Origin of the sequence: Roseobacter sp. TSBP12 (assembly GCF_009129705.1) — a bacterium.
GTDB lineage: Bacteria > Pseudomonadota > Alphaproteobacteria > Rhodobacterales > Rhodobacteraceae > Celeribacter > Celeribacter baekdonensis_A.
In genome coordinates this window covers 53,464-80,199 of sequence record NZ_PYIB01000052.1, presented here as the reverse complement: position 1 = coordinate 80,199, position 26,736 = coordinate 53,464, and the positions used below count along the sequence as shown (strand labels likewise).

The following is a 26,736-nucleotide window of genomic DNA, read 5'->3' as shown; positions in this document are numbered from 1 at the left end:
GGGATGTCCGCCGCGGTATTGGCTGGCAAGACCTGACAGCCCCGTCACCCCGCCAAACGCGCCATCCATACTGTGTGGAAATCGCATTCGGGGTCTTCGGGCACGTAGCGCAGCACCTCTAAACCTTGCTCAGCCATCAGGGCGCGGTATTCGTCGGGGCCGAGCGAGGCGTGGTAGACCTCTTCGCCCTCGACATTGCCGATCACTTCGCTGTCCTCAGGACCCGAGGTGAACAGCAACACGCCACGGGGCGCGAGGTGGTGGGCGAAGGTTTTGAACATCGCCCGCTGGTCGTCTTTCGAGAGGTGAAAGAAGCTGTCCCATGCGATCACCGCATCAAAGGTCTCTTGCAGGTCGAGCCCGCGCATGTCCTCGTGAAACACCCGCACATTGGGCAGGTTCTCTTGGAACAAGGCGACCATGGCCGCCGCGCCGTCGACGCCTGTGACCTCTACCCGGCGATCCACCAGATATTGTGCGATCGGACGACCTGCGCCACAGCCAAGGTCAAGCACCCGGCGTTTGCCGGTGCTTTGCGGGGCGTGGGCCAAAAGCCGGTCCAGCCAGACCCGTTCAAACAGGGCCTTGCTGCGGTTGCGATCAAAGCCTTTGGCTTGGCGTTCGTAGGTGGGCAAGATATTTTCGGGTGTCATGGTGACCAGCAGATAGGGGGGCAGACGGGGCAGGGCAAGCCTAACTGTATCGGGCGCGATCACAAGCGGCGTCTTTCTGCTCACATTTGCGCGGGGGATGTTTTGACCCGGAGGTCGTGCCTGTATAAGGAGGAGCAAAGATCGGGCGTTGATGCGAGTCAGGGCCGGGTCAGGTGGTGGGAAAGGCAAACACGTGCTTCGATTTATTCTCTCTTTTTTCGGCACAATTTTCTCGTGGGTGACCACGGGGGCCTTTCTGTTGGCTGTGGTCATCGGCGGGATTTTTTGGATGTATGGGCGCGATTTGCCCAATCACGAAGCCTTGGCGCAATACACGCCACCGACGATTTCGCGGATTTATTCCGGCGAGGGCAAAATCATCGACGAATTTGCCAAGGAACGCCGCCTGTATACCCCACCTGAAGAAATCCCCGATCTGGTGAAATATGCGTTTGTGTCGGCAGAGGATAAAAATTTCTACACCCATCACGGCTATGATCTGCGCGGCATGGCGGCGGCGGCGCTTGAGGCGGCCAAAGGCGGCACCCTGCGCGGCGCATCGACCATCACGCAACAGGTGATGAAAAACTTTTTGCTCTCCTCGGATCGCTCCGCTGAACGTAAAATCAAAGAGTTGATCCTGGCCACCCGGTTGGAACAGACCCTGACCAAGGATCAAATCCTTGGGCTCTATCTCAACGAGATCGACCTTGGCGTGCGCTCCTTTGGGGTGACGGCTGCGGCGCAGTCTTATTTCAACAAATCGCTCTCGGAGCTGTCCCCGGAAGAGGCGGCATTTTTGGCGATTCATCCGAAAGCGCCCTATTCCTATCACCCGGTGAAAAACTATGACGCGGCGCTCAAACGGCGCAATTTCGTTTTGCGCGAGATGTATGAAAACGGCTATTTGAGCCAGGCGGACTACGAAACGGCGCGGGAAAAACCGATCAAATCGGTGCAAAACGGTGATTACGAGAGCTTCCGTGCAAGCCTGCCGCCGCGCGATTATTTCACCGACGAAATCCGCCGCCAATTGTCCAAGGACTTTGGTGAAGAGGAATTCTTTGAAGGTGGCCTCTCAATCCGCGCCACCATGGATCCGGAGATGCAAACCAGCGCCGCCCATGCGTTGCAAAAGCGGCTCGAAGAGTTGGACCGGGGCCGGGGCCAATGGCGCGGCACGGGCAAGACGATTGATGTCGCCACGCTGGAGGATGGCACATGGGAAAATGCGCTTGGGACTGTGAATGTGGCACGTGACGTGACGCTCGATGGCAAATGGTCGGTCGGCGCGGTCAACACCATTGGCGCCTCCGAGATGACGGTGATGGTCGAACAGGTCGGCGAAGTCACCGTGCCGCGCGAGGACATCAAATGGATCAAAGGCGGGTTCAGCGACAATTTTGAACGCGGCGATGTTGTCCATATCCGGCGTATGACCACCGGCAACAATGGTGAGGGCGATCTGATCCGTTGGAGCCTGCGGCAGGTGCCACAGGTGCAGGGCGCGTTCATGGCGATGGACGTCAACACCGGCCGCGTGATCGCGATGCAGGGGGGCTTTAGCTATCAGAACTCGGTGTTCAACCGCGCCACACAGGCCACGCGTCAACCGGGGTCTTCGTTCAAACCCTTCGTCTATGCGGCGGCTTTGGACAGTGGCTTTACACCGGCGACGATTATCGTGGACGCCCCGATCGAGATCAACACACCCCAAGGTGTCTGGCGCCCTAAAAACGCCTCGCGCACCTTTTACGGGCCCACGCCCTTGCGCACCGGGATCGAACAGTCCCGGAACCTGATGACCATCCGTCTGGCGCAAGAGGTCGGTATGGACACGGTGGCGCGGTATGCCGAACGCTTTGGCGTTTACGATCACATGGGGCAATATCTGGCCTCCGCTTTGGGCGCCGAAGAAACCACCGTGTTCAAAATGGTCTCGGCCTATGCGATGTTCGCCAATGGCGGCGAGCGGGTGGAACCGACGCTGGTCGACCGGGTGCAGGACCGTTGGGGCCGCACCATCTACAAACATGATCAACGTGCCTGTCCCGAATGCGAGGTCGCGACACTTGCGCCGGGCAAAGCTCCGACCATTACGGCCAACCGCGAACGGGTGATGAACGCGATCACCGCCTATCAATTGACTTCGATGATGCAGGGCGTGGTTTCGCGCGGCACCGCCGCCGGCAAGGTGCATTTGAACGTCCCCGTGGCGGGGAAAACCGGGACCACCAATGACGGCAAAGACGCGTGGTTCATTGGCTTTACCTCCAACATCGTGGCGGGGTGTTACATCGGCTTTGACACGCCGCGGGCAATGTCTGGGGCATCGGGCGGCGGGTTTTGTGGCCCGGTGTTTGACGCCTTCATGCAAGACGCGGTGAAAAAATACGGCGGTGGCAAATTCAAAGTGCCACCGGGCGGGCATTTCATCAAAATCGACCGCTATACGGGGGCCCGCCTCAATGATGACGCCTCGGGTCCGAATGTGGTGGCCGAATATTTCCGCGATGGCGAAGAGCCGATCTTTGGTCTGATGTATGATGGCGGCTTTGCGATGGGGGCGGACCTGCCCTTGGTGTCGGGCGCCAGTGCAGGCAATGGTCAACGCGAGGTTCAGACCTCGACGGGCAAGGTGATCAAAGTGCCCGAAAAGGCCAAGATCAACTCGCTGTCCTCGGGCGGGCTGTATTAAACCCTTTCGCAAGATCCGCCTGTCCGCCCCCTTGTTTCTTGGGGGCGGTGCGCGTAAATCTCCACACACGCTGAGCCCCTGAGACGCTTTGATCGTTGAGACAAGAATAAGGTAAGACACCCGTGCGCGCTGAAATCCAAAACACTGTGGCCAAAATCGAAAAATCCGTGGCGCTGCTCAAGCAGCGGCTGGATTGGGAAACTGCGCCGCATCGGCTTGAGGAATTCAACGCGATGATCGAGGACCCGACCCTGTGGGACGATCCCGAGCGGGCGCAAAAACTGATGCGCGAGCGCCAGATGTTGATGGATGCGGTGAACACCGCGAAATCCATCGAACAGGATATGAAAGACAACATCGAGCTTATTGAAATGGGCGAGATGGAAGAGGACCAAGAGGTCATCGCCGAGGCCGAAGCGGCGCTGATGGCGCTGACCAAAACGGCGGCTGAGAAAGAGCTTGAGGCGTTGTTGGATGGCGAGGCCGATGGCAACGACACGTTCCTTGAGATCAACTCCGGCGCGGGCGGCACCGAGTCCTGTGACTGGGCCTCAATGTTGGCGCGGATGTATGTCCGATGGGCGGAGAAAAAGGGCTATAAGGTCGAATTGCAATCCGAGAGCGCGGGCGAAGAGGCGGGCATCAAATCCGCCGCTTATAAAATCTCCGGTCCCAATGCCTATGGCTGGCTGAAATCCGAGTCTGGCGTCCACCGTCTCGTCCGCATCTCGCCGTTTGATAGCGCCGCCAAGCGCCACACGTCTTTTACCTCGGTCAAAGTCTACCCGGTGGTGGATGACAATATCGAGATCGAGGTGAACCCCTCCGACATCCGCATCGACACCTATCGCTCGTCGGGGGCGGGCGGTCAGCACGTCAACACCACCGACTCCGCCGTGCGGATCACCCACTTTCCAACCGGGATCGTGGTGACCAGCTCGGAGAAATCCCAACACCAAAACCGTGACATCGCAATGAAGGCCCTCAAGTCGCGCTTGTACCAAATGGAATTGGACAAACGCTCCGCCTTGGTGAATGAGGCGCATGAGAACGCCGGTGACGCCGGCTGGGGCAACCAAATCCGGTCCTACGTGTTGCAGCCCTATCAGATGGTCAAAGACCTTCGCACCAACTTTGAAACCTCAGACACCAAAGGCGTTCTGGACGGCGATCTCGACGGCTTCATGGCCGCCACCTTGGCGCTCAACGTGTCAGGGAAATCACGCGCGGATGCTCAGGGGGAGTGAGGTCTGGCGGAGAGTGTAGTTGCGCCGAAGCCGCCATTGAGCATGGATGCAGCGAATGGCGGGGTTGAGCCCGGAGTGCACGATGCTGCGCGGTGCATGAATGTCCACTTACGTGATTTGCTTTTGATCACTTGCCTTATGATATCGTTGCGACTCTCTTGCTCAAAACCTATGAAGCTACGTTGCAGTTCGCCATTTCTTGTCGCCAGCCTGCTGTGAGCTGGGCGACCGTCACTGCGCCAAGTGATCGCTCAAATTGAATCCGCGCTGCGTTCAACGCTTCGGTCGTGGCGGCGTTCGCTTCGCGGGCAAGCAGACAGGTTGGCTCATCCTCATCATTGCCAAGCGCAAACAAGGTCGGTGATCCTAGGGCCTTGTAAATGGAAAGCAGGGTGATTTCACTCAACGGCTTGATCAATATCCAGCCGCCGCCATGCCCTTTCGTGGACGTGACAATTTCCGCATCGCGCAGCCCTGCCATCGTGCGGCGCACCACGGCGGAATTGGTCTGCAACATCTGCGCGATCAATTCTGATGTTGCTGGCTCGTCCATGCCGTCAAGATGGAGAAGGGCATGAAGAACGCGGGAAAGTCTTTTATCCTGACGCATTTTGAGTCTCCATCGCCCCTATGTAACATTTGAAAACACAAGAGATTGACTCTTGGTGTGTTATGGTACATTTGATGTTACATGAATATTTTCAAAAGTACCATGGCCGATGTGTCTCAGCACAAGCCGCGCTCCGACAGGTGGATGGCCTTGGCCGTTCTGTTCCTTGCCAGCTTCATGAACCTGATTGACGTCAGCATCGTGAATGTCGCCCTACCGCGCATACAAGTGGACACGGGTGCGACAGCGACCCAGCTTGAATGGGTGGCGGCAGTCTACGTTCTTGCCCTTGCCGTGGGCCTGCTGCCCTTTGGGCGCTTCGGTGATGTGTTCGGACGCCGCCGTATGTTCCTGTGGGGCCTGCTTGGGTTCACTGCCGCATCCGTTCTTTGCGGGGTCGCACCTGATATACTGACCTTGATTGCGGCCCGCGCGGCGCAGGGTAGTTTCGCCGCCATGATGGTGCCGCAGGTTCTTGCGATTGTGCATGTGATCTTTCCACCGGATGAAAAGGCCCGGGTCTTTGGTCTGTTTGGTACAGTCTCCAGCCTTGGCGTCGTCGCAGGGCCGATCATTGGCGGCGGGTTGATTACCGCTGATTTCGCGGGGCTGGGCTGGCGGCTGGCCTTCCTGATCAATGTTCCGCTTGGTATGGTCGCCTTGATCGGCGCCATGCGCTTTGTCCCTGATCTGGAGACTGACACCACATTGCGCCCCGACTGGATCGGAACGGGATTGTTTGCCGGGGCAATCGTTCTTTTGGTCCTGCCGCTGATCGAGGGTCGCGTCCTTGGCTGGCCGTGGTGGACGTTTGCGGCACTCTTGGCCTGTGTGCCAATGATGGTCGGCTTTGTGCTTTGGGAACGTCGCCTGAGCAAACGCGGCTTGTCCGCGCTGATGCCCGAGGGACTTTTGCAAAACCGGCCCTACCTGATCCGCCTTGGTTGGTGATCTTATTCTTCTCCGGCATCCCCGGTCTGTTCCTTGTCCTCGCCATCTTCCTGCAATCCGGGTTTGGCCTGTCAGCCCTGCAAAGCGGCCTTGTGACCACGCCTTTCCCTGTTGGCGTTATGCTGGCGTCCACACTCACATCACGCTTTGGAAACGCGTATCTGACACTCAGAATTGCGTGCGGTGCTGCACTTCTGACGATCGGCATGATTGGACTTCGGGTCGTGATCAACGGCGTGGGGACTGACCTGACCCCGTATCTGTTCACCGTGCCGTTGATCATCTGCGGCTTTGGCATGGGAACGGCGGTCATGTCGCTGTTTCAGGTCACTATGTCGAGCGTTGAAGCGCAAGATGCAGGGGCCGGTTCTGGTGCCATGCAAGCGTTCCAACAAGTCGGCGCTGCCCTCGGTATCGCAATCGCAGGTCAGATATTCTTCTCTCTGCTCGGTGAGGACGAAATGCAAGTGGGCACAGAGGCCGCGTCCCGTTTTGTCCATGCCGCGTCACAAGCCACGCTCTATTCGATGGCCGTCTTTGCGGCCTTGGCCCTCGGCCTTGGAGTGTCAGCCTATCGCAACAGAAAGCCCCCACAATGACCGATAAATCATCAAACCCCTCGCAAGATTTTTGGGAACCACATTACGCCAAAATGACTCGTCCGTCTGGCGGCCGTGTCTCCGCCGTTTTGAAGCAGTTTGTCGAGGCGCGACCAATCGGAACCGCGCTTGAACTGGGGTGCGCCCGTGGCGACGACGCAATCTGGCTGGCAAAGCAAGGATGGACGGTCACAGGGGTTGATGTTGCCGAGGCCGCATTGAGTGCGGCCCGTGCCTCCGCGCAGGAAGCGAACGTCTCGGATCGAACGACATTTGAACGGCATGACCTGGGTATGACCTTTCCAACTGGAAAATTCGACTTGGTGACAGCGATGTTTTTCCATTCACCGGTCGATTTTGGGCGGGTTCAGGCGCTGCGCCGTGCCGCGCAATCCGTCGCACAAGGCGGGCTTCTTTTGATCGCTGGACATGGTTCTCGCGCGCCTTGGTCATGGGCTGATCCAGATACGGTCTATCCAACTGCACAAGACGAGCTGGCGGACCTGGCTGTTAACGCAGACGATTGGCGGAACGTCTTTGTCGGACCCATCGAACGAGCTGCGACAGGCCCGAAGGGGCAGAGCGCTGTGGTGATTGACACAGTCATTGCCATTGAGCGGAGTTAATCACGGTTCTTGAACGCTTTCCGGAGATGGGCGTTTATAAAAGCGGTCATTGGCGCAGCAATAATGAATGCTCGCTTTGTCCGGCAATTTACCATTTCATGCGCCGCAAAGCGTAGGGCGATGAACTCCGAACCGGTCACCCGACACCAGCGCGGCGAAAGTACCCGGAGAGCCCTCTTTGATCAATGCTGCGCAAGGCAAGAAGGGCGGCTCTGACGGCCCTTCAATCCATTCATAGGCACTGTTCAGCGAGGCTGTCTTTAGAAAAACTGGCTACAGTGTAAATGCCTTAGTCCTGAGACATGGGGACGAGGGTATCCACTGGCAGATCAGCTAAGTAGCCGACAATCTGGGACCGGGACCGCTCCATATCCGCCAGCCTCTGGTCCAGTTTCGCCACTTCACCTTCAAGCCGGGCGCGCAAGCGGTCACAGGGGTGGAACGTCGGCTTCGGGCTGATGATGCAGGGCAAAAGGTCGTGCATCGCCTCGACCGTCAGGCCGGCATCCGCCAACTGTTTTATCCGCTTTGCCTCTTCGAGGTCGGCTTCAGAATAGTCGCGATAGCCGCTGCCGGTTCGGTGCGGCTGGAGCAAGCCTTCGGCCTCGTAAAAGCGCAACATCCGGACGGTGATACCACAACGCTGAGAAATTTCTCCGATCTGCATTGATATATCTCCATTTTTCATTTGACCCTAACAACGCTGTCAGGGTGCATGACGAGAGCCGACACATCAAGTCGGAGAACAGAATCATGTCGAAAATAGAACATTTGCAGCATGACGGTGCCCGCGTTGGTTATCGTGACGACGGTGAGGGGCGGCCTCTGGTGCTGGTGCATGGGACAGGAGGGGACGGTGAGGCGAACTTTTCTGGCGTGATGCCCTACCTGTCCGCCCGAAGGGTAATCCGGCCTGATTACGCAGGGGCCGGGCTGACAGATGATCCCGCCAAGGCCCTGACACTGGACCGGCTGGCCGGGCAAGTGCTGGCTGCGGTGGACCATGCCGGCGTCGAGAGCTTCGATCTGTTGGGCTTCTCCCTCGGCGCTGCTGTTGCAGCTCGGCTTGCGGCCCGCCAGCCAGACAGGATCGAACGGCTCGTCCTAGTCGGTGGCTTTGTCACTGGAGCTGATCCTCGGTCGCAGTTGCAGTTTCGGCACTGGGCGGATCTTGCACGGCGGGACCCGGCATCGCTCGCACGGCTCATGCTGTTGACAGGCTTCAGCCGCGCCTTCCTCGCAGGAATAGACGATATGGAGTCGGTCGTTGCCGAAATGGTGGCAAGCAGCAACTGGCAAGGTATCGCGCGGCAGGCCGAACTCGACCTCCAAGTCGATGTCTCAAGCGATCTGGCAGATATTCGCGCTCATACGCTGGTACTTGGCAATCAGCAGGATCAGATGGTTGACCCCAAAGCCTCGATCGCTCTGGCGGATGGCATCGGCCGTACCACGCTCGACTGGATCGACGGGCCACACCTGGCTTTGATGGAAACACCGAAGCCGATTGCAGAGTTGCTAACGCGGTTTTTTCACGACTGACGCCATACATAGGGTGGCAACAGCGCTTCCTAGAGCACGACAGAGCCACGGGCGCGCCACTTCTCGCAGGTAGAAACACGATCCAATGCCGTCCTTCACATTACAAAAGTGAAGGGCGGTTTTGTCCGCACAGTCGCCGCTCGGTCGGAAAAATGCTACGAGGCGCATGAACGTCTGAAAGGCGAAAGCTGCAACGCGGCGTTGGCGGGGGCGGTGACTGTCTCCTCTGGGCCGTTTTGGCCTTCTTTGCCTGCGTCGCAATTGAACTCATCTGCCTTTCAACGAGCATCAGAGGCGCTTGTCGCCGTCAAACCGGAACGGCTTCCCGCAACACGCGATCACTGATCCGCTCCGGAAGATCTCCAGGCGTCTTGACATCAACCTTGACGTTCAAGGCCTCTGCGAGAGCGTCCTGTAAGCCTCCCAAATCGAAAAGAGTGGTTTCTGGCATAGGATCAACTAAAATATCGAGGTTGCTATCTTCCGTATCCTCTCGACGCAACACAGAGCCGTAAACGCGAGGATTTGATGTACGATGTTGCGCGACGAGTTACCGGATCACGTGACGCCATTGCTCAAAAGCCAGCGAAGGTTTTTTCTGGCACATTTCCCGTCCTTCAAATCCTTCAAGACTTTGAATATCAGCCGCGACGCAAAGCGTCTACAAATCTAGGGGCACCTCAATTCGACGAAGCCGTAGACGCGGAGTTTCAATCAAAGCTCGCGCCTATAGCCGACCATGCACCGCCGGATGACACTCAACACTGGTACAGGCTTTCCGGGCGGCCTATTCGCCCTATGCTGCACGCATTGCCCTTGTTGATGGTGGCGGCTTGGCCAGCCCGCGGGGTGGGCGTTTAAAGTATTGTCGCGTTCCGCGCCCGATTTATCCTTTAGACGATGCTGTGGCGCTATGATCCGTTTAGACAGCTCACTCTAAAGTGGCGCTGTCCCAAGCCGGTTCGGCCACGGCGAGACAGAGGCGTTAGATGGCAGCGGCAGTCAGGATGAAAAACACCTTGCGCACATGGGTCAGATTTTCCCATGTGCCGACAAAACCAGCCGCCACAACAAAACTGTCACCGGGGCCAAAGACCCGCTGCGCACCCTCTGCATCCGTCAGGCGCACTTGGCCCTCTAAAATATGACACATCTCGTCATAGTCGCAGGCGCAGCGTTCCAAATGCGGGCCAGCTTCCCAAATGCCGCTGAGCGCGCGTCCATCTGTGCTTTCAAAACAGCGCCAGCTTTTGCTATCATAGGGCGCATCGACCAAGGCGGGATCGTCCACGCGGGTTGCGCGCGGGGCGCCATTTGTTTCAAAGGCAATCACATGGGCGGGGTTCGTCATATCTGTCCTTTCAAAATGTAGCGTCAAGATGCGAGGCCAATGCCAAAGGCATCCAGAAGGCGCAGAACGGCGCCACGGTGGCCTGTTTCATCTTCGCGGGCCAAATCTTTTTGTGCCATTTTGACGGCCATGCTGCGGATCGGTTCGGGCGGAAAAGGCACCGCCCAGCGGCGTGGCATTTTCAATCGCGTGCGTTCAGTGTCGGCCCCATTCAACAGATCCAACATGGTCAAGGCGGCAAAGCGGCTGGCGGAGACGCCCTGTCCGGTAAAGCCCATCGCATAGGCCAGTTGACCATCATAGGCCAAACCAGAGAAAAAGGTGGTGCGGGCCGAGGTGTCGATGATACCGCCCCAGGCGTGGTCAAATCGCACATCCGCAAGGGACGGGAAGGCGGCCGAAAACTGGTCTGCCAGCCGCTGGAAACTCTCGTCGCGCTGCAACAAGGCGTCACTGCGATCACTGCCGTAGTGATAAATCGCGTCATACCCGGCCCAAAGCATCCGATTGTCGGCGGTTTTGCGGAAATAGTGAAACTGGTTGCCGCAATCAGCGATACCATAGCGGTCTGTCCAACCGATGCTGGCCCATTGCGCTTCGGTCATCGGTTCGGTCACCAGCGAGTAATCAAAAATTGGGATGAAGGACAAGCTCAGGCGCTTGAGCAAGGGCTTGGCCGCGTTCGTCGCCAAGATCACCTGTTTGGCGCGGATCACCGCTTGGGCGGTGTCCAACTGGAGGACGGTGCCGTCGCGGGACAGCTTGGAGACACCGGAGTTTTCGCAAATCGTAACACCTTGCTGCAAACAGACCCGGCGCAGCTCGGCCACTGTGCGCGCCGGATCAACCAGCGCATAATTCGGTTCAAACAGACCGGCGGAATAGACCGGACTGTCGAGTTTATCGGCCAACTCCGCACCTGACAGCAGACTGTGTTCGATGCCAAAGCGGGCATAGTTGCGCGCCATGTCTTGCAACCCCTGTGCCTGCCATGGCGTTGCTGCGACATTGAGTTTGCCGGAGCGCTCAAACCCCGCATTCATCCCGTAGTGCTCAAGGTCTCGTGCGTAGTGATCAAGATTGTCACGTCCAAGCCGGATCAATCGCTCCGCCTCGCCTGTGTGGCGCGTGAGCGCATTGGACACGCCATGCGAAATAGATGGGGCACAAAAGCCGCCATTGCGCCCACTGGCGTCTTGGCCGCATCGCTTGGCCTCAAGCACAACAATCGTAGCGTCAGGGTGGCGTTCGCGGGCCTTCAGCGCACTCCACAATCCGGTAAAACCACCGCCGACAATCGCCAAATCACAGGACAGATCTGAGGTGGCCGGAAGGCAAGCGGGCAAAGTCGGGACGGTCGTGGTCCAAAACGGAACGGGTTGGGCGGCGCTCAACCGCATGTCGCTTGTCATCGCATGCCTCCTACTCTGCTCAGGCGTTGTTCCAAAGCGGCCAGTTCGGCTTGGGAATTGACGCCGGTGACCTCGTCCTCATCTGCCTCGACACAGGCCACAGAGCGACCATCGGCGCGGGCGAGGGCGACGAGGTCGGTGAGATAATATTCGCCTTTGCTGTTGTCATTTTTCACCGCGGCCAACAACGGCCAAAGGAGGTCAGAGCGCAGCGCGACAATGCCGGAATTGCAAAGTCCGATGGCACGTTCTTCGTCCGTGGCCTCGGCATGCTCAACAATCCGCTCCAACCCGCCTTTGGCATCGGTAACAAGGCGGCCATAGCTGCGCGTGTCGTTTGGGCGAAAGCCCAACACCGCCATGGCATTGGTTGCATCGACCGCCTTACATAACCGCCGCATTGTCGCCGTGGTGACCAAGGGCACATCGCCATACAGCACAAGCACCACGCCGTGAAACGCTTTGAGCGCAGGTCCTGCCATTTGCACCGCGTGGGCTGTGCCAAGCTGCGGCTCTTGTAGCGCGGTTGTTTCGTTGGGATAGGCCCGCGTGATCTGCTCCCGCCCTGCGCCGACGATCAAAACCCGCTGGGACGCGCCGAGCTCGTCCAAACTGTCGAGCAAATGGTCCAACATTGGCCGCCCGGCCAAAGGGTGCAGCACCTTGTGCAGATCAGAGCCCATCCGCGTACCTTTTCCAGCCGCAAGCACAACGGCGGCAATCGGTGTCTGGCTCATGACGGGTCTGCCGGATCTAAATACCAACCCCAGGTTTGGGTGTGGTCATAGCGGGTGATCTGTTTGGTCTCGCGAAAGGCCATAAAACCCGCCGTGCCCAATTCGCGTCCGATGCCTGAGGATTTATAGCCGCCCCATGGCACTTGCGTGAATGTGGGCTGCGAACAGTTGACCCAAATGACCCCCGCGCGCAGCTTGGCCGCGACCCGTTCACAGCGCTCCAGATCGTCCGACATCACCGCACCGGCAAGCCCATACACACTGTCATTGGCCAGTGTGAGGGCTTCGTCTTCGGTGTCAAACGGGTTCACGCAAACAACGGGGCCAAAAATTTCCTCGCACCAAATCGCGGCCTCACGTGGCACATCGGCAAAGATCGTAGGCGCGATGTAATAGCCGGTCTCAACCCCTTCGGGACGTCCGCCCCCACTCACCAGTCGCGCCGTTGTGGCTTTGCCCGCCGCAATCGCGGCCATGACTTTGTCATATTGAGATTTCGACACAATCGGCCCGAGTTTGACGCCTGGCGCGTCTCCGGCGCCAATCGTGATTGCCTCTGCCGCTTGTTTTAGCCGCGCGAGCAAAGCGGGATAGAGGCTGCGCTCGACCAAGACACGGGAAGTGGCGGAACACACCTCGCCCTTGTTCCAAAAAATGCCGAACATGATCCATTCGACTGCTTTGTCGATGTCGCTGTCGGCGAAAATGACAAAGGGGGATTTGCCGCCAAGTTCCAAGGACACGGTGCGGATGCCCGCCGCCGCCGCCGTCATGATTTTGCGCCCGGTTGCGGTCGACCCGGTAAAGGCGAGCTTGTCCACCAGCGGGTGATCGGACAGCGGTGCGCCGGCCTCCGGCCCGGTGCCGGTGATCAGGTTAAAGACGCCGGGCGGTAGATCGGCGTTATCAATGACTTCGGCCAAAAGCGCGCAGCTCAGCGAACAGAATTCTGAGGGTTTGAGCACCACCGTACAGCCCGCCGCTAGCGCCGGAGCGACTTTCCAAACTGCCATGAGCATCGGGAAATTCCATGGCGTGATGGCGCCGACCACCCCCAAAGGTTCGGTGGACACCGTGCTGGTGAATGTGGGATCGCCGACATCGACGGTGGTTGCTCCGTCGCGCTCATGCGACTCGGCCAGATCGGCGTAATATTCAAACACAAAGGCCGCGTCGCCAATGTCCCATTCGGCCTCTGGAATCGGCTTGCCATTGTCGCGGGTCTCGACCGCTGCGATTTCCGGCAGCCGCGCTTTGATCCCCGCCGCGATGCGCCGCAACGCCGCTGCGCGCGCAGTTGCGGGCAGGGTTGGCCACGGACCCTGGTCAAAGGCCCGTCGCGCGGCACGCACGGCCCGGTCCACATCCGTTGCCCCGCCCGCAGCAATGCGGGCAAAGGCCGTTTCGGTGGCCGGATTGATCGCCTCAAAGCTGTCGCCCTCAGCCGGGGCCACAAAAGCGCCGTCGATATAAAGTTCGGTCGTCTGCATGATCTCTGCCTCCCGATTAGGAAATTTTGCGCCCGCCTGCATCCAGGAACCAGTCATCCGGGTAAGGATACCACCAGTCTTGCCGCACCGGTTTGTGGTCCAAGATCACCATTTTCGAACGGCGGAAGGTCTCAAGCCCCATCCGCCCCAACTCGCGCCCAATACCGGAGTTTTTCCAGCCGCCAAAGGGCAGGGCATCATTGTCAATCATCGGGTTGTTGATCCAAACCATCCCAGCCTCAAGCAGCTCATGCGCCTCATGGGCCTCTTCGAGCGAGGTGGTGAAAATAGACGCGCCAAGGCCGAATTCAGAGGCATTGGCGCCCGCAATGGCGGCATCGAAATCCGGCACCCGCACAATCGCGGCGACCGGGCCGAAACATTCCTCATGCAGGATGTCCATCTCGGTGGTGCAATTGGTCAAAATCGTTGGCTCGTAAAACCATCCGGTGGTCTGGGACGGCGGCACGCGCCCGCCGCAGACCAGCGTGGCACCTTTGGCGAGCGCATCGGCCACAAGGCGTTCCACCTTATCGCGGGCGGCTTTGCTCACCAGCGGACCGATTTCGGATTTATCCAACCCATTGCCGATGCGAAGACGTGCGGTTTCGGCTTTGAACGCCGCGACAAAGGCATCGTGCACCGCATCGACGACGTACAGCCGCTCGGTCGAGGTGCAAACCTGACCCGACATGTGGAAGGCCCCGGTCACTGCCCCGGCGGCGGCCACGTCGATTGGCGCATGAGCGGAGATGATCATCGGGTCGGAGCCGCCCGCCTCGATCACGGCCGGTTTGAGTTTGGACGCGGCGGCCATGGCCACGGCTTGACCTGCGGCCACGGAGCCGGTGAAGGCCACCGCATGGGTGCGAGGGCTTGCGACCAGTGCCTTGCCGACTTCGGCGCCGCCGGGCAGACAGGCCACAAGGCCTTCGGGCAGGCGACGGAACACTTTCATAAATTCCAGCGTCGAGAGCGTTGTCGCCTCGGCCGGTTTGATGACGCAACCGTTCCCCGCGGCCAAGGACGCAGCCACAGTCCAGCACATCAACAACACTGGAAAGTTAAACGGCATGATATGTACGGAAATGCCCAGCGGTTCATATTTGGCGAATTGCAGCGAGCCGATTTGAGTGGTGCCCGCGACTTTGCCGGCCTCGTCGCGCGCCATTTCGGCGTAGTAGCGAAAAATCGGTGCGCAATTGGCCAGTTCACCGATGGCTTCGGGATAGGGTTTGCCCATTTCGCGGCTCATCACGATGGCGCAATGGGTGAGGTCGGCGGTCTCAATGAAATTGGCGAGATCGTGCAGCATCTTGGCGCGGCTTTTGGCATCCGTCGCCTGCCATTTCGATTGCGCCGCTGCCACGGCAGTGAGGGCCGCGTCGATCTCCGACGCCGTCACTTCCGCGCGCTGGCCAACGGTGTTGAGCGTCGCCGGGTCGATCACATCCTGTGTGCCCCCCGCACTTTTGGGGAAGTCTGGCGACACAAAATAACAGGCGTTGAGAATGTCAGTCATAGCGGTATCCTTACGTATTCATCCGCGAAAATGCGGGTCCAGCGTCGCGCCAGCCGGGCAACGTCTGGTCAATAAAATCTGTGATCTCATAGAGATTGGCGGCCTCTAAGGCGGTCTGCATCTGGCGCATCACCCGTGGCATAAAGGCAAGATAGCCGGGTTTGCCGTCGCGTTTGCACAGGCGCAGGAATTGTCCGGCCAAACGAGTGTGCCGCTGTGCCGCCAAGAGGTGATAGCGGTGCAGGATTTCATCTTTGCTGCCGCAACGGTCCGGGATGGCGGTGAGATACCGATCCAACATCGCCTGTTCCAATCCGGGTGCCAAATCGCGGCGCGCATCTTGCAGCAGGGACATGAGATCATACTCCCCCGCGCCACGCACGCCGTCTTGGAAATCGAGCAGGCCGCAGCGCGCGACGCCTTGGCGATCGGTCAACAACATCAGGTTGTCGATGTGAAAGTCACGTAGAACCAAAGCGTTCAACTGCCCGTCCAGTGGCGCAAAGGCGGTGTCCCAGAGCCGTGAGAACCGGGCGTCGAACACAGTCGCGTCCAGATCAGGGCGAAACGCCGGGACGAACCAATGGGAGAACCGCGATACTTCTTCGAGCAGAACCGGCCGATCATAGGCCGGAACGGTCACCTCAATTGCGGTCGGTTGGCTGTGCAGATGCACCAAAGCATCAATCGCCAATTCATAAAGCTCGGTTTCATCATGCCCGGAGGTTAGCAAATTGCCATAGGTCGCCGTGCCGAAATCTTCGATCAGGGCAAGCCCCACCGCCGGGTCTACCCCCACAACCCGCGGGGCGCTCAGGCCCAAGCTCGACAGATGCCGCGCCAACCGCAGGAACGCGGCAAAGCCCACTGGGTCGGTGCGGTCATCCATCAACAACAGCCCCGTATCCGTCAGGCGGAAATACCGCCGCGCCGAGGCATCGCCGGGCAGGGCCGACACCTGTGCCGCAGCCTGCCCATGGCGCGCCAGAAACGAAGCAATGGGCGGATCAAGTTTGGTGGGGGCACAGAGCACGGTCATCGGATCATATAGACCTTTTTGATGGTCTCATGGACGGTGCAGACGCCTTTCCAATCTTTCGGGAAAAACGCCGCCGTGTCGGGGGTGATTTCAATCACCTCACCGCTTTCATGGACATAGGTGCAGCGCCCCTCAAGGAAATGGCAGAACTCGTCAGAGGTCACATGGCACTCCCATGTGCCGGGGGTGCAAATCCACACCCCGCATTCAGACTGGCCCTCAGGCCCTTTGTGCATCACCACGCCGCTGACGTGGGACTCGCCCTCGATCATGGTGGGGATGATGCCCCAATCGACGGTCTCGGTGAGCGCAGTCGGGTTTCTCAAAACAGGTGTTGTCATCTCTCAAATCCCTTAGGTGAGCATGTAGCTGTTGCGGGTTGTTTCAAAAATCTCGGCCACGCCGGTCCATCCGGCCTTAAACACGACAGCGGTGCCGGGGGTGATGTCGATCACCTCGCCGTCATCGCTGCGGTATTGGGCGCGCCCGGAGATAAAGTAACAAAACTCGTCGCGCGGCACCGAAAGCCGCCATGTGCCGGGGGTACAGACCCAAATGCCGGTTTCGGGGCTATTGTTTGGCCCTTTGAACAGGAGCCGCCCGGTGGACTGCGATGCACCTGCAAGGGCATCGGGCTGTGCGCCCCAATCCGCGAGATCGTCAAACGTGGCGGCACCGTGAATATGCGGCGCGGAAGAGGAAAGGTTTGTCATGCGACCAACCCCGCCAATAGTTTCGCGGCTTTCAGAGGCCCTTCGCAGGACTGCATATGCTTGGAAATCATGGCCAAGCGGTCGGCCATGTCTGTATCAGTCAGACAGGCTTCGATCTTGGCGATCATTTCTTCGTCACTCCATTCATAGCGATCCGAGCGGAAGCCGTAGCCGGTTTCTTGCACGCGCATCGCGTTGTCATGGCCATCCCAAACATAGGGCATGATGATTGCGGGTCTGCCAAAATACAGACACTCGGTGAAGGAGTTGTTGCCGCCATGATGGATCACCGCATCGACTTGCGGGATGACGGAGGGCTGCGGATACCAGCTTTCGATGATCACATTGGGCGGGATGTCGGAGTATTCGTCTTTGTAATCGCCGACATTGAACAAGGCGCGATAGCGGGTCTTGCCGATCAGGGTGATCAGCCGTTTCAAAAGGTCGGTGTCGCCAGAACCCAGCGAGCCGAAGGAGACATAAAGCAGCGGACCGTCGTTGTTGGCGGCAAATGTTGGCACTTCATAGGCGGCATCTTCGCGCACGCAGCCTTCGAGGTACTGGAACCGCGCCGGGTCAAGAGGGGTCTCACGCTTGTAGGTCAGCGGCTGCGGATAGAGCATCATGTTCATGTAGGGGGAGGCTTCGAAAAACTCGCCGATCTTGTACGCGTCTTCGCCGCACTCTGCGAGGAAGGCGTTAAAATCCGCATGGATCGGGGCAATGACGTCTTCGAACTTGGCGCGGAAGGCTGCGTGGCCCTCGGTGTCGTTTTCCGACATGCCGGAGAGATGCGGCGGGATGGCCGGGTCTTCGATCTCGTTTTCAGAACACGAAATGATCCGCACCCATGGTACGCCATATTGTTTGATCGCCGGGAACAGGATGACGTTATCGACGGCAATCACGTCGGGTTTGATCCGGTCCAAAACGGCGGGCAAATCTTTTTGTGCCCATTTGGCGCTGTCAACAATCGCCTCCCAACATTCCTTGACGTAATTGTCGATCTGATCAATCGGCGCTTTGCGGAAATTGGGGATGTGACCGTTGATGAAATCTTCCCAGAATTTCGCCATCTGTTCGGGTGGCATCGGTTCCGAGAGGGCCACGGGATGGGCCTCAAATCCGTAGCCTTGGTAAATCTCGACAAAGCCCGGATCGGACAGGAACACCACTTTATGTCCCATTTTGGTCAAGGCTTGTGCGATCCCGACCGAATTCAACGCGGGACCGTAGGCGGCTTCGGGGAAAAGGGCGAAGGTTTTCTGTTCCATGGTGACTCCTTTGACGGGGTTCAATTTGGGAAAATATGGGTGTCTTTGGCGGACCACTGCACGGTGATGCTTTGGCCGACCTCGGGGGCGTGGCCGTCCGCCTCATCTGCGGTCATCCGCGAGATCACCGGCGTGTCAGAGAGCGGCGTTTTGATATGCAGCAACAGATCAAGACCGTGATAGGCCACCGCGGCGATCTCACCGCTCAACTGGTTTTCGCCGGTGCCGGTGACATGGAGCCGTTCTGGACGAATGGCGGCGATGGCCGCGCCATTCTTGGCGATCTCGGTCACGCTTTCGGATCGGATCACACTGCCATCCGCGCCAACGAAATTGGTGCCTTTTTTCTCGACAGGCAGGAAATTCATCACCCCGATAAAGTCGGCGGCAAATTTGCTTTGCGGCGCTTCGTAAATGTCATGCGGGGTGCCGACCTGCAAAAGTTTGCCATCCTTCATGATGGCGATGCGGTCGGCCATAACCAGGGCTTCTTCTTGGTCATGCGTCACGATGATAAAGGTGATACCGAACTCATGCTGCAACCGTTTGAGTTCAAGCTGCATCTCGCTGCGCAGTTTTTTGTCCAACGCGCCGAGCGGTTCGTCGAGCAAAAGCACCTTTGGCCGTTTCACCAAAGCCCGCGCCAGGGCGACCCGTTGGCGTTGCCCACCCGAAAGTTGTTCGGGTTTGCGTTTGGCCAAATGGCCGAGCTGAATGACCTCAAGGATCTCATTGACCCGCGCTGCGATTTCCGCTTTCGGCAGACGGTCCATTTCAAGCCCGTAGGCAATGTTTTGCGCCACGGTCATATGCGGGAACAGCGCGTAGGATTGGAACATCAGATTCAAAGGCCGCTGGTTGGGCGCGAGTCCGGCGATGGATGTGCCCTCCAGCGTGATGTCACCGGCCGAGAGGTCTTCAAACCCTGCGAGCATGCGCAACAGCGTGGTTTTGCCACTGCCCGATGCACCGAGGAGCGCGAAGAACTCGTTCTTGCGAATGTCCAGCGACAGGCCATCAACAGCTTGCACAGTGCCAAAGGTCTTGGAGACGTCTTTGATGCTTAAAAACGATTGGGTCATTGGCCGGGCAAGCCTCCTTTGTTCAGTCGTTGGGAGAGGGCCAGTGCGATCACCGAGACCGCCATCACCAGCGTGGCCAGAGCGTTAATTTCAGGGGTCACCCCAAAGCGGATCATCGCGAAAATCTGCATCGGCAGAGTGATTGAGGCGCGTCCGGCCCCGGCGGTGAAAAAGGCGATGATGAATTCGTCAACCGAGAGGGTGAAGGCCAAAAGCGCGCCCGCAACGATGGCGGGCATCAACACCGGAATGATGACGCGTTTGAGTGTGGTGAATGTCGAGGCGCCGAGATCGGCGGAGGCTTCGACAATCGACCAGTCAAAGTTCTTCAACCGCGCCCGCACCACGGCACAGACAAAGGCCAGGTTGAACACGACATGGCTGACGATGATCGTATGCAGCCCCATCTTCACGCCAATCAGCGAGAAAAACGACAACAAAGCGATGGCCAAAACGATGTCGGGAATGATCATCGGGGCGAAAATGAGGGTTTCCAACCATTTGCCATTGCGACGGCGGATTTCGACGCCGATGGCCAAAAGGCTGCCCAAAAGCGTAGACAACAGGGTCGAAAAAATCGCCACGATCAAAGTGTTGCCCGCCGCTTTGAGGATGTCTTCATTCTCAAGCAAGGCACCATACCATTTGAACGAAAATCCGGTCCAAGCGGTTGGTAGGCCGCCTTCGTTAAAGGACAGGCCCACCAGCACCGAAATCGGGATGTAGAGAAAGGCGAAGATCACGCCGAGGATGATCAACATCAGGCGGAATGTGTTGCGATCAGCCATTTTGCGCTCCTTTGCGACCAGAGGCGCGCTCGGCCACCACAGCTTGCAACATCAAGAGACCCAGCATCACCGCGATCAACACCATCGAGAGCGCCGCACCAAACGGCCAATCATTCGCGGTCAGGAATTGGGCGTAGACAAGGTTGCCGATCATCTGGAACTGGCCTCCACCAAGCAGCGCGGGGGTCACGAAATTGCCGATCGAGAGGACGAAGACAAAGACAAACCCCGTGGCAATCCCCGGCACCGTCATTGGCAGCGTCACACGGCGAAACGTGGTCCATCCAGACGCGCCCAGATCGCGCGAGGCCTCGGAAATATCGGGGTTCAGACGCGACAGTGGCGCGTAACAGCTGAGAATGACGAAGGGCAGATAGTTGTAGACCAAACCGATGATCACGGCTTGCTCGGAGTACAACATGCTGGGCAATTCGCCCTCAAACCCAAGCCAGCGCGCGAGGTTCACGATCAAGCCTTCGCGGTTCAGCAACACGATCCACGCATAGGTGCGCACCAGATAGTTCGACCAGAACGGCAGCACGGCAAAGAACAACAGCATGGATTGGTGGCGACGTGGCATCGCGGCAATGGCATAGGCCGCAGCATAGCCCAGTACACAGGCAATGGCGGCAGAGAGCCCGGCGATCCCGGCGGATTTCAGGAAAATCTTGAAATACAGCGGGTCAAACACCAGCGCGAGGTTTTCAAGCGTGACCGTATACTCAATCCCGCCGTAAACGCCGCGCCGGAAAAAGGCGAGCACGAGGATGAGCACACAGGGCACAACCATCAACCCAAACAGCCAAAGCATGGCCGGGGTCATCAAGATCATGGGACGGCGGTCAGTGGACATAGAAGATCCCTGTGCTGAACGAGCCAGCATCATTTTGTGCGATTGGGGGGGATGGTCCCGCCCTTGGGGAGAGGCGGGACCAAAAGGGAGCGAGGCGTGTTTGGATCAGTTCGCTTTGATCTCGGAGACAAGGCGAGAATAGTCGCGCTGCGCGGCTCCCACGTCACGCAATTGCTCAAATTTCAACATGTCCGCCGGGGCCATGCCCATGTTCGGGTATGTCTCGATCAGTGCCGGGTCCACACCGTCCATCGCGGCCTTGTTCGGCACTTTGTAGAGGATGTTTTCGGCAGCCCAGCGGTGATTTTCGGCATCCAGAATGTAGTTCACAAATGCATAGGCTGCGTCTTTGTGCTCAGACGCCTTCAGGATCACCATCGTGTCGACCCAAAGATCAGAGCCTTCAGTCGGGATCATATATGTGATGTCGGCATTTTCGCCGATGCCGTAGTTGCACCAGCCATCCCACGCCTGCACCAACTCCGCCTCGCCGGACACAAGTTTGGCGTAGAAGGTGGTGTCGTCATAGGCCAACAAAGTGCCTTTGGCTTTGATCAGAAGATCACGCACTTCGGCCATTTTGTCGGGATCCGTTTCGTTCACCGAATAGCCAAGCGCCAATTGACCAGCGGCCAGCAACCAACGGTCGGTTGCGAGCATGGTGGTCTTGCCGGACACGGCCTCTGTCGGTTCCAAAAGATCGTACCAGGACGTCGGTTCCGCAACCAAATCGGAGCGATAGCACAGCCCGGTCGTACCCCAAGCATACGGCAGTGAGAAAACGTTGCCCGGATCATGCGGCAGCTCGGTGGCTTCGGTGTAGAGATTGGCGATGTTGGGGATTTTGTCGTGGTCGAGCTCTTCGGCCAAACCAAGGTTGTGCAAGACTTCGGCAAACGGTGAGGACACAAAGACAACATCATAGCCTGCGCCTTTTGACGCGATCAATTTGCCCATGATTTCTTCGTTTGTGGCGTGCAACACCAACTCGGCTTCGTTGCCGGTTGCGGCGTTAAACGTGTCAATCGCATCGGCGGCCATATAGCCATCCCAGTTTGACACGGTGAGCGGCTCAGCCAAGACAGGTGCGGCCATCGCAGCCAGTGTCACGGTCAAGCAAACACCGCTGTGCAGTGTGTGTCGTATCATAAACGTAACCTCCAAAGGGTCTGTTGGACTGTCCGGACCGTGGCCCGGTAATTTGTGTTGCGATTCTTTACGATCGCTATAGTCTCAGTATTAATCGTGGAAATTATACGTCAATTTGTTTTTGCGGTCTTTTTTGGTGTCGGCTGGTTGGTCGGACTCTTAGGGCCCAAAACCCCTGCCTCAAAGGAGAGGCTCATGCCGATATCGCGCAGTAATACGCGTCAAAACCACCTCAAGCTGGCCCGCCAGATCATCGAGTTCATTCTGGAGCACGATTTGAGCAAAGGTGATCACCTCCCGGAATCGGTCTTGTCCGAGGCTTGCGGCGTGTCTCGGACGCCCATTCGATCTGCGCTTAAATTGCTGGAACAAAAGGAAATTGTTCAAAAACGAGAGGAGGGTGGGTTTTTCCTTAATCTCCCGCCGGATGCGCTGTCGGCGGACATCTCCTCTGATCTTGACGATATGGAGGGGTCTTTGGCGGCGCGTATTCTTTCGGATCGGGCCGAGCGCCGCCTTTCGGATGTTCAGTCGGTCAGCGCGCTTGTTCGGCGCTATGGCGCGCCAAGATCGTCTGTACTAAATTCTCTAAAAATACTGTCCTCAGATGGAATCGTCGTTCAACTGCCGGGCCGCGCCTGGGCGTTTCAGCCGATGTTGGACACGCCAAACGCAATTGAGGAAAGTCTCGCATTTCGATTGACGCTTGAACCACAGGCCATTTTGACGCCGGGATTTCAGGTCGACAGCCAAAAGATCGGCTGATGCGGCAACAGATGGAAGAGTTTCTCCAACGCCCTGATGGCAAGCTCAGTTCCTCGGCCTTTCTACGCTTGGATTGTGCCTTTCACAGCTTCATTGCAGAAAGCTCCGGCAACCGTTTTGCTCGCGGCGTCTTGCTGGCCCACCAGCGCCTGCGCCTCTCGACGCAAAAGGATCACACCATCGCGGATTTTCGTCTGCGCCAATCGCTGAATGAACATTTGGGTATTCTCGACAGTCTGGAGCGGATGCAACTTCAGCTTGCCGCCGATCAAATGGTGCTGCATCTACGGCGCAGCCAGATCCGCAAACCGCAAACGGTCAATCGCGGCATTCTACCCCTCGCGCGCGGAGGCTCTTTATGACGAAGCCCATTATTGCCCTTTTCCCCGAAGCCAGTTTTGGCTCCGCTCTCAATTGCGTTGGCATTGCTCAGGAGTTGCAACGCCATGGTGCCGTCCCGGTGTTCCTGTGTCACCCCGGTTTCAACGGTGTTTTTGCCGAATACGGGTTTAAGGAATACCAACTTCCGGACACCGCGCCCTCGCAGCCGCAAACCGAGGATACATGGCAGAGCTTTGTCACCGCCCATGTCGCCCATTTCAACCAAGATCCCATGGCACAACTGCACAGCTATGTTGCGCCCACTTGGGACGCGATCGTGGACACGGCCATCCGGGCCGAGGATGGGCTTGAGACCCTGCTTAAACGGATCAAACCCGCAGGATTGTGCTCGACAACGTCATCATGTTTCCGGCCATCGCCAATGCGGGCGTGCCGTGGGTGCGGGTGGTGTCCTGTACCGAAACCGAAATCCCTGATGCACATGTCCCGCCCTATCTCTCGGGCATGGCCGCACACGACCCGGCGCGTCCGGCCTTTGAGGCGCGCTATCTTGAGGTCACGGCCCCGGCGCATCTCAGATATAATACGTTCCGAGGTCAGCGCGGCCTGCCGCCTTTGGCTGCGGGGTTGTTTTTGGAACCTTCGCCCTATTTGAACCTATTGTTGGCCCCCACGGCGATCCGCCATGACCGTCTGGTGCCGCTGGACGAGCGTCTTTTCGTGTTTCTCGAAGGCTGCGTGCGCGAAGAGGCGCAATTCGACCCGCCGCCTTTGCCCATCAACGAGGGGCCGATTGTTTATATGAGCTTTGGGAGCCTTGGCGCCATCGACACCGATCTGTTTGCGCGGATGATCGCGGTGTTTGCCACGATTCCCGCCCGGTTCTTTGTCAATGTCGGTGGCTTTTTGGAAAGCTATAGCCAAGTGCCGGACAATGTGTATCTGGGCAGTTGGTTCCCGCAGCCCTCGATCGTGTCGCAAGCGGATTTGTTCATCCATCATGGCGGCAACAACAGCTATTGTGAGGCAATGTATTTTGGTGTGCCGTCTCTGGTGATGCCCTATTGTTGGGATGGCCATGACAACGGGCTGCGCGCACAACAGACTGGCACTGGTGCGTTTTTGCAGCGCAACGACTGGACGCCCGAACAATTGCGTGAGGTGATCACCGCGCTTTTGGGTGACACGGCGATGTTGGCCCATCTCAAGACCATCTCTGAGCAGATGAAAGCAACCCCCGGCACACACATCGCGGCGCAGTCGATTTTGACAGTGATTTCTTAGCCGTAAGCCAGTTTTAATCCGCAGCCGCTCTTCAGGGTAGAACCGCGCCATATCAGAGGCCCCCTTGAGGCGGCGTGCGGCATTGGGCAGGGCGCGCGTGCCGATCCAGTCGATGGTCAACCCCTCGCGCAGACAGGTCAGCACATCCGCGAGCCTGCGCCGACGCCCGTGATGCATGAGTACCTCACCGACCGCCACCATCGGCGTCGAACAGCGGAGCGCCAGCGCGGCACAGGTGTCGAATCATCCCTGATCGGACCCGTCATAGCGCGGCGCGGCGCCGAGAAAGACATGACCGGGGTCCCGGAAGATCATGTTTGGGCGTTGCAGGCAGGCCAGATTGTCAGCGCGCGGAGTTCCGAAATCCCGCATCTCTTGGCGACGCGGAAGGTGCCATGCGTGGGGTTGCTTCGTGGCAAGACAGGATTGGCGGGGGCGATTGTTCACCTCGACACACTTAAAAATGCGATGCAGGCGATCTCTTTCTCCGGGCTGACCTACCGGGAGATGTCTCGAAAATTGCGGGTCTCAAGTCCGACGCTGCGCTATCTGCTCGATCAGGGTTTTCTGACAACCTACAATGGCCAAAACCCGGCGACACTCAATGAGACCGAGATCATCCCTCAGGTTTCGATAGATGCGTTTTTGCAGCAATACGTGACCCCCGGCCGCCGGGCAGAAGCCGCGGGATCGAGTCACTTTCGGTCAGCGTCGAAATTTCTTCGGTCGAGCATCAAAAGCAACAAGTAGCCAGAATGAGCAAGGTCCGTTTTGTCCGGCGTAGCCGTCATCCATCCTTGCAGCCCTTAATGCCAGCTTTTCTCTCCGTAGGACTTTGCTTTAATCGCTGCGTCGGGCCACCAACATAGGTCTGACCGCTAAAAAGAGCGCTCACTCTGTCCTCACCCCATCGCCCACAAATTCCCCCATCCAGCCCCCTTATGTGACAAACTCACCGACAGCTGCGTTTGCGCTCGCATAGACTGAACCCAGACAAGCGGGAAACCCGCGTAGGAGGACATGCACAGATGACATATTGGGCTGAGACCAAAGCCCCTCTTTCGGGAGGGCAGACAGGATGATTACGGAGTTTTCGCCAACCGAGTTTACGCCATGGGCTTCGCTCATCGGTGGGCTTTTGATTGGCGCTGCCGCCGTGTTGTTGATGGCGCTACAGGGCCGGATTTTTGGCGCGACCGGGATTTTGGCTGGGTTTTTGACCCCGACGAACTCGTCGGATTGGGCGTGGCGGGCGATTTTGCTGGCGGGGATGGCTTCGGGGCCTTTGGCCTTTGCGGCGTTGACCGGGCATATGCCGGTGGTTGAGGTGCCGGTGTCAAAAACGGCGCTGATCATCGGTGGGTTTATCGTTGGCATCGGCGTGAGTTACGGGTCGGGTTGCACCTCGGGCCATGGCGTGTGCGGCATGTCGCGGCTCAGCCCGCGCTCGATTGTGGCTACGCTGAGCTTTATGTTTGCCACGGCGGTGACGGTCTATTTGATCCGCCATGTGTTCGGCCAAGTTGTGGGAGGGGCGTGATGAAACATTTTCTGACCTATCTCACCGGGCTGATCTTTGGCCTTGGGATTTCCATGTCCGGCATGGCCAACCCGGCAAAAGTGTTGAACTTTTTTGACTTTGCCGGAACCTGGGACCCCTCGCTGGTGTTTGTGATGGGCGGGGCGGTGACGGTGAGTTTCTTTGGCTACCGCGCCCTGTTCAAACGCTATGAGACCCCGGCCTTTGAGCCGCGCTTTATCGTGCCGACGAGCCGGGTGATTGACGCCAAACTGGTGGGCGGCTCTCTGGTTTTTGGCGTCGGTTGGGGCATCGCGGGGTTTTGTCCGGGTGGCGCGCTTCCGGCGCTTGGTGCACTGGATGCCAATGTCTGGGTGTTTTTTGTCGCACTTGTGGCGGGGATTTTTGCCGCCAAGTTTATGATGAAGTTAACGGCGGCCAAAGCCGCGCGCCGGGCCGCATGAGGCCTTTGGTGCAGATCGAAGAGAAA

28 protein-coding genes and 1 pseudogene are annotated in these 26,736 nt (G+C 58.2%); 12 read left to right on the top strand and 17 right to left on the bottom strand.

The genetic code is table 11. The annotated features are described in order from the left end of the window. Positions 1 to 44: 44 nt before the first annotated feature. Positions 45 to 716: a class I SAM-dependent methyltransferase gene (locus C8029_RS15955; protein WP_152003276.1), complete on the bottom strand. Its 672-nt coding sequence runs from the start codon at positions 714 to 716 to the stop codon at positions 45 to 47. Positions 717 to 846: 130 nt separating this feature from the next. On the opposite strand from C8029_RS15955, the gene C8029_RS15950 reads away from it, so the two are divergent. Together C8029_RS15950 and prfB are read left to right on the top strand one after the other, a co-directional pair. After that, positions 847 to 3,351 carry a penicillin-binding protein 1A gene (locus tag C8029_RS15950; RefSeq protein WP_152003275.1) on the top strand — a complete coding sequence of 835 codons (2,505 nt, stop codon included), beginning with the start codon at positions 847 to 849 and terminating at the stop codon, positions 3,349 to 3,351. 122 nt (positions 3,352 to 3,473) lie between these two features. Then, positions 3,474 to 4,598: a peptide chain release factor 2 gene (gene prfB / locus C8029_RS15945; protein ID WP_009571688.1), complete on the top strand. Its 1,125-nt coding sequence runs from the start codon at positions 3,474 to 3,476 to the stop codon at positions 4,596 to 4,598. Positions 4,599 to 4,767: 169 nt separating this feature from the next. Here prfB and C8029_RS15940 read toward each other — a convergent pair whose 3' ends face one another. Next, complete coding sequence (locus C8029_RS15940; protein ID WP_009571689.1) at positions 4,768 to 5,208, bottom strand: Rrf2 family transcriptional regulator; 441 nt, start codon at positions 5,206 to 5,208, stop codon at positions 4,768 to 4,770. Positions 5,209 to 5,289: 81 nt separating this feature from the next. On the opposite strand from C8029_RS15940, the gene C8029_RS22515 reads away from it, so the two are divergent. From C8029_RS22515 to C8029_RS15930, 3 genes are read left to right on the top strand one after another with little or no spacing between them, the layout of a single operon-like run. Then, positions 5,290 to 6,159 carry an MFS transporter gene (locus C8029_RS22515; RefSeq protein WP_226946368.1) on the top strand — a complete coding sequence of 290 codons (870 nt, stop codon included), beginning with the start codon at positions 5,290 to 5,292 and terminating at the stop codon, positions 6,157 to 6,159. Continuing rightward, positions 6,156 to 6,758 carry an MFS transporter gene (locus C8029_RS22510; RefSeq protein ID WP_286189993.1) on the top strand — a complete coding sequence of 201 codons (603 nt, stop codon included), beginning with the start codon at positions 6,156 to 6,158 and terminating at the stop codon, positions 6,756 to 6,758. Before C8029_RS22515 ends, C8029_RS22510 begins: the two co-directional genes overlap by 4 nt. After that, positions 6,755 to 7,384, top strand: coding sequence for a class I SAM-dependent methyltransferase (locus C8029_RS15930; protein ID WP_152003274.1), 630 nt, complete (start codon positions 6,755 to 6,757; stop codon positions 7,382 to 7,384). Before C8029_RS22510 ends, C8029_RS15930 begins: the two co-directional genes overlap by 4 nt. Before the next feature lie 289 nt (positions 7,385 to 7,673). Here the strand turns inward: C8029_RS15930 and C8029_RS15925 are convergent, their stop codons facing one another. Beyond that, positions 7,674 to 8,051 (bottom strand): MerR family transcriptional regulator, encoded by a 378-nt coding sequence (locus C8029_RS15925; protein ID WP_009571692.1) that lies wholly within the window; start codon positions 8,049 to 8,051, stop codon positions 7,674 to 7,676. Between the two features lie 86 nt (positions 8,052 to 8,137). On the opposite strand from C8029_RS15925, the gene C8029_RS15920 reads away from it, so the two are divergent. Beyond that, on the top strand, positions 8,138 to 8,926 hold the full coding sequence (locus C8029_RS15920; protein ID WP_152003273.1) for an alpha/beta fold hydrolase: 789 nt from the start codon (positions 8,138 to 8,140) through the stop codon (positions 8,924 to 8,926). Between the two features lie 985 nt (positions 8,927 to 9,911). Here the strand turns inward: C8029_RS15920 and C8029_RS15910 are convergent. The 13 genes from C8029_RS15910 to C8029_RS15850 form a co-directional block, all read right to left on the bottom strand. Continuing rightward, on the bottom strand, positions 9,912 to 10,277 hold the full coding sequence (locus tag C8029_RS15910) for a cupin domain-containing protein (RefSeq protein ID WP_009571695.1): 366 nt from the start codon (positions 10,275 to 10,277) through the stop codon (positions 9,912 to 9,914). A 23-nt stretch (positions 10,278 to 10,300) separates the two neighbouring features. Beyond that, entirely contained in the window at positions 10,301 to 11,689 is a 1,389-nt protein-coding gene (locus tag C8029_RS15905) for an NAD(P)/FAD-dependent oxidoreductase (RefSeq protein WP_152003272.1), read from the bottom strand. Then, positions 11,686 to 12,426, bottom strand: coding sequence for an NTP transferase domain-containing protein (locus tag C8029_RS15900; protein ID WP_152003271.1), 741 nt, complete (start codon positions 12,424 to 12,426; stop codon positions 11,686 to 11,688). Before C8029_RS15900 ends, C8029_RS15905 begins: the two co-directional genes overlap by 4 nt. Further along, positions 12,423 to 13,916, bottom strand: a complete 1,494-nt coding sequence (locus C8029_RS15895; RefSeq protein WP_152003270.1) for an aldehyde dehydrogenase family protein — start codon at positions 13,914 to 13,916, stop codon at positions 12,423 to 12,425. Before C8029_RS15895 ends, C8029_RS15900 begins: the two co-directional genes overlap by 4 nt. Positions 13,917 to 13,932: 16 nt before the next feature. Beyond that, a complete protein-coding gene (locus tag C8029_RS15890) occupies positions 13,933 to 15,438 on the bottom strand; it encodes an aldehyde dehydrogenase family protein (RefSeq protein ID WP_152003269.1) in 1,506 nt (501 codons plus the stop codon). A 10-nt stretch (positions 15,439 to 15,448) separates the two neighbouring features. Beyond that, positions 15,449 to 16,477: an aminoglycoside phosphotransferase family protein gene (locus C8029_RS15885; protein WP_152003268.1), complete on the bottom strand. Its 1,029-nt coding sequence runs from the start codon at positions 16,475 to 16,477 to the stop codon at positions 15,449 to 15,451. Beyond that, positions 16,474 to 16,818, bottom strand: a complete 345-nt coding sequence (locus tag C8029_RS15880) for a cupin domain-containing protein (protein ID WP_009571701.1) — start codon at positions 16,816 to 16,818, stop codon at positions 16,474 to 16,476. Before C8029_RS15880 ends, C8029_RS15885 begins: the two co-directional genes overlap by 4 nt. A 12-nt stretch (positions 16,819 to 16,830) precedes the next feature. Next, positions 16,831 to 17,190 (bottom strand): cupin domain-containing protein, encoded by a 360-nt coding sequence (locus C8029_RS15875; RefSeq protein WP_009571702.1) that lies wholly within the window; start codon positions 17,188 to 17,190, stop codon positions 16,831 to 16,833. Further along, positions 17,187 to 18,464, bottom strand: coding sequence for a glycosyltransferase (locus C8029_RS15870; RefSeq protein ID WP_009571703.1), 1,278 nt, complete (start codon positions 18,462 to 18,464; stop codon positions 17,187 to 17,189). The genes C8029_RS15875 and C8029_RS15870 overlap by 4 nt, the downstream gene beginning before the upstream one ends. Before the next feature lie 20 nt (positions 18,465 to 18,484). Further along, positions 18,485 to 19,546, bottom strand: a complete 1,062-nt coding sequence (locus C8029_RS15865) for an ABC transporter ATP-binding protein (protein WP_009571704.1) — start codon at positions 19,544 to 19,546, stop codon at positions 18,485 to 18,487. Beyond that, positions 19,543 to 20,334, bottom strand: coding sequence for an ABC transporter permease (locus C8029_RS15860; protein WP_009571705.1), 792 nt, complete (start codon positions 20,332 to 20,334; stop codon positions 19,543 to 19,545). The genes C8029_RS15865 and C8029_RS15860 overlap by 4 nt, the downstream gene beginning before the upstream one ends. Continuing rightward, complete coding sequence (locus tag C8029_RS15855; protein ID WP_009571706.1) at positions 20,327 to 21,187, bottom strand: ABC transporter permease; 861 nt, start codon at positions 21,185 to 21,187, stop codon at positions 20,327 to 20,329. The genes C8029_RS15860 and C8029_RS15855 overlap by 8 nt, the downstream gene beginning before the upstream one ends. Positions 21,188 to 21,292: 105 nt before the next feature. After that, positions 21,293 to 22,336 (bottom strand): polyamine ABC transporter substrate-binding protein, encoded by a 1,044-nt coding sequence (locus tag C8029_RS15850; RefSeq protein ID WP_152003267.1) that lies wholly within the window; start codon positions 22,334 to 22,336, stop codon positions 21,293 to 21,295. Between the two features lie 195 nt (positions 22,337 to 22,531). Between C8029_RS15850 and C8029_RS22505 the strand changes: the two genes are divergently transcribed. The 3 genes from C8029_RS22505 to C8029_RS15840 all read left to right on the top strand — a co-directional run bounded on the left by C8029_RS22505 (position 22,532) and on the right by C8029_RS15840 (position 24,727). Next, on the top strand, positions 22,532 to 23,101 hold the full coding sequence (locus C8029_RS22505; RefSeq protein WP_226946366.1) for a GntR family transcriptional regulator: 570 nt from the start codon (positions 22,532 to 22,534) through the stop codon (positions 23,099 to 23,101). After that, the gene (locus tag C8029_RS22500; protein WP_226946365.1) at positions 23,101 to 23,463 is read left to right on the top strand and encodes an FCD domain-containing protein; all 363 of its coding nucleotides are present in this window, start codon (positions 23,101 to 23,103) and stop codon (positions 23,461 to 23,463) included. The genes C8029_RS22505 and C8029_RS22500 overlap by 1 nt, the downstream gene beginning before the upstream one ends. Positions 23,464 to 23,845: 382 nt before the next feature. After that, positions 23,846 to 24,727, top strand: a complete 882-nt coding sequence (locus tag C8029_RS15840; protein ID WP_502707605.1) for a glycosyltransferase — start codon at positions 23,846 to 23,848, stop codon at positions 24,725 to 24,727. On the opposite strand, the pseudogene C8029_RS22495 reads toward C8029_RS15840, so the two are convergent. Beyond that, positions 24,713 to 25,033, bottom strand: a pseudogene (locus tag C8029_RS22495) (PHP domain-containing protein); the annotation flags it as partial. The gene C8029_RS15840 and the pseudogene C8029_RS22495 sit on opposite strands and share 15 nt — an antisense overlap. Between C8029_RS22495 and C8029_RS22095 the strand changes: the two are divergent. The 3 genes from C8029_RS22095 (at position 25,019) to C8029_RS15820 (ending at position 26,710) form a co-directional block, all read left to right on the top strand. Next, positions 25,019 to 25,477, top strand: a complete 459-nt coding sequence (locus tag C8029_RS22095; protein WP_226946363.1) for a hypothetical protein — start codon at positions 25,019 to 25,021, stop codon at positions 25,475 to 25,477. The pseudogene C8029_RS22495 and the gene C8029_RS22095 sit on opposite strands and share 15 nt — an antisense overlap. Positions 25,478 to 25,805: 328 nt before the next feature. Continuing rightward, a complete protein-coding gene (locus C8029_RS15825) occupies positions 25,806 to 26,267 on the top strand; it encodes a YeeE/YedE family protein (protein ID WP_009571711.1) in 462 nt (153 codons plus the stop codon). Continuing rightward, positions 26,267 to 26,710: a DUF6691 family protein gene (locus C8029_RS15820; protein WP_009571712.1), complete on the top strand. Its 444-nt coding sequence runs from the start codon at positions 26,267 to 26,269 to the stop codon at positions 26,708 to 26,710. The genes C8029_RS15825 and C8029_RS15820 overlap by 1 nt, the downstream gene beginning before the upstream one ends. The last annotated feature ends 26 nt before the right edge of the window (positions 26,711 to 26,736 follow it).